8 protein-coding genes are annotated in these 6,819 nt (G+C 63.1%); all 8 read left to right on the top strand.

Annotated features, from left to right (window positions below):
* The first annotated feature begins 5 nt into the window (after nt 1–5).
* Nucleotides 6–770, top strand: a complete 765-nt coding sequence (locus AC1DWT_RS48825; RefSeq protein WP_164065114.1) for an SDR family NAD(P)-dependent oxidoreductase — start codon at nt 6–8, stop codon at nt 768–770.
* Between the two features lie 55 nt (nt 771–825).
* Entirely contained in the window at nt 826–1,977 is a 1,152-nt protein-coding gene (locus tag AC1DWT_RS48820) for an acyl-CoA dehydrogenase family protein (protein WP_164065115.1), read from the top strand.
* Nucleotides 1,978–2,002: 25 nt separating this feature from the next.
* On the top strand, nt 2,003–2,791 hold the full coding sequence (locus tag AC1DWT_RS48815; protein WP_105417939.1) for a crotonase/enoyl-CoA hydratase family protein: 789 nt from the start codon (nt 2,003–2,005) through the stop codon (nt 2,789–2,791).
* A gap of 81 nt (nt 2,792–2,872) precedes the next feature.
* On the top strand, nt 2,873–4,042 hold the full coding sequence (locus AC1DWT_RS48810; protein ID WP_164065116.1) for a thiolase family protein: 1,170 nt from the start codon (nt 2,873–2,875) through the stop codon (nt 4,040–4,042).
* 25 nt (nt 4,043–4,067) lie between these two features.
* The gene (locus tag AC1DWT_RS48805; protein WP_164065117.1) at nt 4,068–4,949 is read left to right on the top strand and encodes an enoyl-CoA hydratase-related protein; all 882 of its coding nucleotides are present in this window, start codon (nt 4,068–4,070) and stop codon (nt 4,947–4,949) included.
* Nucleotides 4,950–5,358: 409 nt separating this feature from the next.
* The gene (gene fabG, locus AC1DWT_RS48800) at nt 5,359–6,138 is read left to right on the top strand and encodes a 3-oxoacyl-ACP reductase FabG (RefSeq protein ID WP_477926024.1); all 780 of its coding nucleotides are present in this window, start codon (nt 5,359–5,361) and stop codon (nt 6,136–6,138) included.
* A 64-nt stretch (nt 6,139–6,202) separates the two neighbouring features.
* Nucleotides 6,203–6,325 (top strand): SDR family oxidoreductase, encoded by a 123-nt coding sequence (locus AC1DWT_RS48795; protein ID WP_477926023.1) that lies wholly within the window; start codon nt 6,203–6,205, stop codon nt 6,323–6,325.
* Nucleotides 6,326–6,335: 10 nt separating this feature from the next.
* A partial coding sequence (locus AC1DWT_RS48790; RefSeq protein ID WP_477926022.1) for an AMP-binding protein occupies nt 6,336–6,819 on the top strand: 484 nt, incomplete at its 3' end.

Below are 6,819 nucleotides of genomic sequence, written 5' to 3'. Positions count from 1 at the left end.
GAGTTATGGATATCAACGGCAAGTCCACTCTGGTGACGGGCGGAGCCTCCGGACTGGGGCTCGCAACAGCTCGCCGACTGATCGACCTGGGTGCGTCGGTCGTCATCGCTGATCTTCCGTCCTCGCAGGGAAAGGAAGTCGCGGCATCGCTCGGTGAACGCGCACGATTCGTTCCTGCCGATGTGACTGACATCGGCGAAGTCGAGAACGCCGTTGCGGAGGCATCGCTCGGATCACCGCTCCGAGTGCTCGTGCACACAGCCGGCCGTGGAGGCTCGGTCCGGCTTGTGAACAAGGACGGCTCGCGGGGTGACGGTGACTTGTTTGCCACTATCGTGCGCACCAACCTCCTCGGGACTTTCAACGTGTCAAGTGTTGCCGCCGCAAACATGGCCGGAAACGAGCTGATCGCCGGCGAGCGTGGCGTGATGGTGTGGACCGCGTCCATCGCTGCCTTCGAGGGGCAGATCGGACAAGCCGGATACGCCGCATCCAAGGCAGGTGTCGCAGGCCTGACGATCTGCGCAGCACGCGACCTTGCTACAAAGAACATCAGAGTGTGCACGATCGCGCCGGGCCTAATGGATACCCCGATGCTTGCAGGATTGCGTGACGACGTGCGCCAGTCCCTTACAAGTGGGGTTCCCCACCCGGCGCGACTCGGTGAACCGGACGAGTACGCCAAGCTGGCGTGCTCAATCATCGACAACGGCTACCTGAACGGTGAGACCCTCCGGCTCGACGGCGCCAACCGCATGGCACCGCGATAACTGAGGCTGGACCACCACGGCCACGACTACCCCTTCACTGATCAGGAAAGTCGAGATGAAACGCAAGGTTTTCACGGACGAACACGACGCATTCCGGCGGATGGTACGAGGGTTCCTCGAAAAGAATGTCGTACCCAACTTCGAGAAGTGGGAAGAGCAGGGCGCTCCGCCGCGCGAATTCTACAACGAGGTTGGCGAGCTCGGCATTCTCGGAATCCAGATCCCGCAAGGATACGGAGGAAGCGGCGAGCAGACCTACAAGTACAGCGCCGTCCTCACCGAGGAGACCCTGCGCGCGAAGCTCGGCCTGGGGTCGCTGCGAGTTCACATGGACATCGTGCTGCCGTACCTGCTGAAGTACGCCACTGCGGAACAAAAGCAACGATGGCTTCCCGGCGCCGCCAGCGGCGACCTGATCTCCGCAATCGCAATGACCGAACCGGGGACCGGATCGGACCTCGCAGGCATCAGCAGTACCGCCACCCGCGATGGTGACACCTACGTGCTGAACGGGTCGAAAACCTTCATCACCGGTGGCGTCAACGCAGACTTGATGCTCGTCGTCGCACGGACGGCACCGGTCGACCTGGACAACCGGCGCGCGGGCCTGAGCATCCTCGTCGTAGAAACCTCGAGCCCCGGATTCGGTGTGGTCCGCACCCTGTCCAAGCTGGGGATGAAGGCGCAGGACACCGTCGAACTGTACTTCGACAACGTGCGGGTGCCGGCTGCGAACCTGTTGGGCGAAGAAGGTCGTGCGTTCGACTACCTCGGCCACAATCTCGCCCAGGAACGGCTGTCGATCGCAGTGGGATCACAGGCTGCCGCAGTCGCCGCCTTAAACGAAACCACCACCTACGTCAAGGACCGCAACGTCTTCGGCAGGCCGCTGTCGAGCATGCAGAACACGAAATTCATTCTCGCCGAATGCGCGACGGAGATAGAGGCGGGGCAGATGCTCGTCGACAGGGCGCTCGACGACCACGACCAAGGCGAACTGAGCGCCGTCGACGCGGCCAAGGTCAAACTCTTCTGCACAGAGTTACAGGGCAGAGTGGTCGACAAGTGCCTGCAACTGTTCGGCGGATACGGATACATGCTCGAATATCCCATCGCCCGTCTCTACGCCGACGCACGGGTGACCCGAATCTACGGCGGAACCAGCGAAATCATGAAAACGATCATCAGCAAGTCGCTGGGCTTATGAATCGCACTGCCACAGGAGGATCGCGATGACAGCAGTTGAGCCAAAGACGCATGCCCCAGTCGTGCTCACCGAAGTCACAGATGGCGCACTGGTGATTACCATCAATCGGCCCAGCGCACGGAACGCGGTAGATCTGGAAGTTGCAGAGCGAATCGAGTCGGCGCTCGCGGAACTGGACCGGCGGGACGATCTGGTCGTCGGCATCATTACCGGAGCCGGCGGCACTTTCAGCGCAGGAATGGACCTCAAGGCGTTCGTACAAGGAATCCGCCCGGCCACACCCCAGGGCGGCTTCGCAGGTTTCGTCGAGAACCCACCACAGAAGCCCCTGATCGCCGCAGTCGAGGGCTATGCCCTGGCAGGCGGCTTCGAAATCACACTTGCCTGCGATCTGGTCGTGGCCTCATCGGCCGCTGTCTTCGGCCTGCCAGAAACGAAACGGGGTCTGGTTGCCGCCGCCGGGGGACTGCTCCGGTTGCCCAGGCTGATCCCCGAACGAGTCGCACTCGAGTACGCCTTGACCGGTGAGCACCTCACCGCCGACCGCGCTCTCGAACTCGGACTGATCAATCGGGTAACCGAACCGGGCGAGGCGCTGGCCGGGGCATTCGAGTTGGCCGGACGGATCGTGGCCAACGGTCCGCTCGCCGTGCGCGCCACCAAGCAAGTGGTCGCGCAGGCGCGTGACTGGTCCACCACCGAGCAGTTCGATCGCCAACGAGACATCACCGGTCCTGTCTTCGCGTCCTCCGACGCACAAGAAGGTGCCCGGGCGTTCGCGGAGAAGCGGACGCCGAAGTGGACCGGATCCTGAAGACCCACAAATCGATCGACCCCCCACGACGGCCAGAGGGTGCCGTCGCGACCGTAGTCAGAAGCCGAGAAAGGTAGTCCAATGAGAGACGCCGTCATTGTCGATGCAGTACGAAGCCCCGTAGGGAAGCGCAACGGCGCCTTGGCCGGCGTCCACCCGGTTGACCTGTCCGCCATGGTGCTCGAGGCACTCGCGGCCCGAAACGACCTCGATCCCACCCTGGTCGAGGACGTGATCTGGGGCTGCGTGTCGCAGGTAGGTGAACAGAGTGGAAACCTGGGCCGCTTCGCCGTGCTCGGAGCCGGCTGGCCGGAGGACATCCCCGCGGTGACCATCGACCGTCAGTGTGGTTCGTCGCAGCAGGCAGTCCACTTCGCCGCCGCAGGTGTCATGTCGGGTCAGTACGACATCGCGGTCGCCGGCGGTGTCGAGCTGATGAGTCGCGTGCCGATGGGTTCACCGCGGCGGGCAGGGTTCGGGGAACCGTACGGACCCAAAGCTCTTGCTCGCTACGACGGAATCGAGTTCAACCAGGGAGTGAGCGCGGAGACCATCGCCCGCCGCTGGGGTTTCAGCCGCACCGATCTCGACCAGCATGCACTCGAGTCGCACGCCAAGACCGCCGAGGCGATCGATGCAGGCCGTTTCAAGAACGAAATCGCTCCCATCGAGGTGACGGGTGAGGACGGAACGTCATCGGTCGTCGACACCGATGAGGGTGTGCGGCGCGGCGGCTCGCTCGAGTCGTTAGCCAAGCTCAAGCCGGCATTCTCCGAGGACGGAGTCATCACGGCCGCGAACTCCTCGCAGATCTCCGACGGCGCTTCCGCACTGCTCATCACGACCAGCGAACGTGCACGTCAGCTGGGATGGAAGCCGCTCGCACGACTGCACAGCTTCGCGCTGGCCGGTGTCGACCCAGTGCTCATGCTGACCGGTCCGATTCCGGCGACGGAGAAGGTCCTCGGTAAGGCCGGGCTGGGCATCGCCGACATCGGTGCATTCGAGGTCAACGAGGCGTTCGCGAGCGTATCGATGGCCTGGCTGGCCGAGACCGGTGCCGACCCGACCCGTCTGAACCCGAATGGTGGCGCCATCGCCCTGGGCCATCCGCTCGGCGCCTCTGGTGGCCGCTTGATGACCACGCTCGTCCACCACATGAAGGCGAACGGAATCCGATACGGGCTCCAAACGATGTGCGAGGGCGGCGGCATGGCCAACGCCACGATCCTCGAACTCCTCAACCACTGAACAAGCCGGAAAAGGACCACAGACCGTGCCCGACATCCTCTACGAGGTCTCCGACAACGTCGCATTCGTGACACTCAATCGCCCCGAGAACCTCAACGCAGTGACCACCGCCATGTGCGACGCACTCATCGACGCCTTCGACGCTGCCGACGCCGACGACTCGGTGCGCGCCGTCGTGGTGACAGGATCCGGGCGCGCGTTCTGCGCTGGGGCGGACCTCTCCTCCGGGGGGGACTCGTTCAACCGGACAAACGGCGAATCAGGTCCGCCCCGTGATACCGGTGGGCGAGTAACCCTGCGCATTTTCCGCTCCCTCAAGCCCGTCATCGCTGCGATCAACGGGCCGGCCGTGGGATTCGGTGCGTCACTGACTCTTCCAATGGACATCCGGGTCGCCGCGGACTCTGCGAAGATTGGGTTCCCGTTCACAGCTCGTGGCATCGTTCCTGACGGCGCGGCAAGCTGGTTCCTCCCGCGCGTCGTCGGACCGAACCGTGCCCTGGACTGGGCGATGACCGGGCGAGTGTTCCGGGCCAAGGAAGCTCTTGAAGCCGGGCTGGTGCGCAGCCTCCATCCCGCCGAAGAAGTCCTCGCCGTCGCCACCGAGATTGCGCAGGAAATCGCACGAAGCGCCGCCCCGGTATCCGTCGCGCTGACGCGCCAACTGCTGTGGCAGATGATGGGCGCCGACCACCCGATGGTCGCGCATGAGATCGAGTCCGCGGCGATCGCGTACACCGGATCGGGCCCGGACGCCGCAGAGGGAGTCAAGGCGTTCCTGGACAAGCGTCCCCCGGTGTGGACACTCAACCCGGGCTCCGACCTTCCGGAATGGTTCCCCTGGCGTCCCGAACCCGCCTACGAAGGCATTGAGCGTATACCTCCCAGCACGACTCGGTACAGATAAGAACTCGAGTCATCGACCAAGACGGCTTCGTCCAGATAGTCACGGCAGTAATCGTATTCATACGCAAGCAGAGGACTTCGCCGCGACGAGGCCGACGCTATCGCCGAGTACATCCATTGCGGTGCCTCTGTTCGGGTGTGCCCTTCCCGAGGAGTACGGCGGGCATGGGTTGAAAATGCGAGAAGACGTACAGCGCGCAGTGGAATTCGGCCACTTAGTCCTCCGGTCTCTGTTCGGGACGAAACCACGGCATCGCGGACCGGAGGTGTAAAGGCCCTCGGGCAGATGCGGAACGCCCCCCGACCGAGCGGTTCCATCGCGATCCCCATATGTAACGCATCTACGAAGCAACCATGAAGTGCAGAAGCTGATCATCGGCCGAGCATGCTATGAAAAGAGGGTTTGACGAATGTCTGAAATTGCATTGGCTCCGGAATTGCTTGTCACAGAGCCGGGCTTGGTAGCAGGAAAGGTGGCCGTCGTCACCGGAGCCGCTCAGGGAATCGGTTACGAGATCGCCGCGGCGTTGTCCAAGCACGGCGCGAAGGTCATCATCGCCGATCTCGACCAGGCCAAGGCCGAGATCGCCGCGGAATCGCTTAGTGGCGGGGATGTGGTGGCTCTTGCATGCAATGTGACCGACGAAGACGCGGTTTCACGGGTAGCCGACAGTGCTGTGTCACAGTTCGGATCACTCGACATCTGGGTCAACAATGCCGGTATCACCCGCGACAACCGGATGGCGAAAATGTCGCTCAGCGACTTCGAACTGGTCGTCAACGTCCACATGACCGGCACCTGGCTCGGTGTGAAGACCGCCGGCGCGATCATGCGCGAGCAGGGGCGCGGCTCGATCATCAATATGTCTTCCCTGTCGGGTAAGGGCGGTAACTTCGGCCAGACCAACTACAGCGCGGCAAAGGCCGGCATCGTGGGTATGACGAAAGCATCCGCGAAGGAACTCGCGAGCAGGGCTGTTCGTGTCAATGCGATCGCGCCCGGACTCATCCGCACACCCATGACCGCAGCGATGTCTGCCGAAGCGTTCGCGAACCTGGAATCGACGATTCCGATGAAGCGCGCGGGGGAACCGCATGAGGTCGCGGGTACGGCACTGTTCCTGGCCTCGGATCTGTCGAGCTTCATGACGGGTGCAGTCCTCGAGGTCGGCGGCGGACGGCTGATGTAGGAAGGTCGGAGCTCCAAATCTGTCATCAGGCGTTCGAACCTCGGACACCAGGCGCCTCGATCACATGCTTGTCAAGCGCTTCGGAACAGGCGACGACATCGCCGCAGGAGCGGTGTACCTCGCGTCGGACGAGTCGTCGTACGTCACCGGTCAACATCTCGTCATCGACGGCGGATGGCAGACATAGGGGGAGTGGGATGGCCGCGAACCGACGTCCTGAACGACATTACGAATCCGCCAGCGTAATTCGTCAGCAGCTGAAAATCGCGATAACCGGCACCTGGTCGGACGAGTCTCACACCATCCGCTCACGACCGACCGGGCAGCGGGTGCCTTTTGGGAGAATGGAAGACATAATGTCCGCAGGGATCGGCACGCCGCTTCGGCAGGCACACTGGACTCGAGACGAGAGCATCGATTTGCTCGACCACACCTCGGCCACCCTGCTGACAGCACAGGCAGGCCAGTTCGGGGACCGTCTGGCTCTGATCGGTAACGATCATCGCGGAGAGAATCAGCGCCTGACATATCACCAGATCCTCGAAAAGGCGCGGGCGATCGCCGCTGCTCTCCTCGAACACACCCGTCCTGGGGAACATGTCGCGCTGCTCGTGGCCAATGTCGTCGAATGGCCGCTCATCGAGTACGCGGCCGCGATGACCGGCCGGGTCCTGGTTGCCC

The sequence above is a fragment of the Rhodococcus sp. P4_B6 genome (assembly GCF_056402215.1).
The sequence above is the reverse complement of the archived record's forward strand: the minus strand, read 5'-3'. Positions and strand labels throughout refer to the sequence as shown.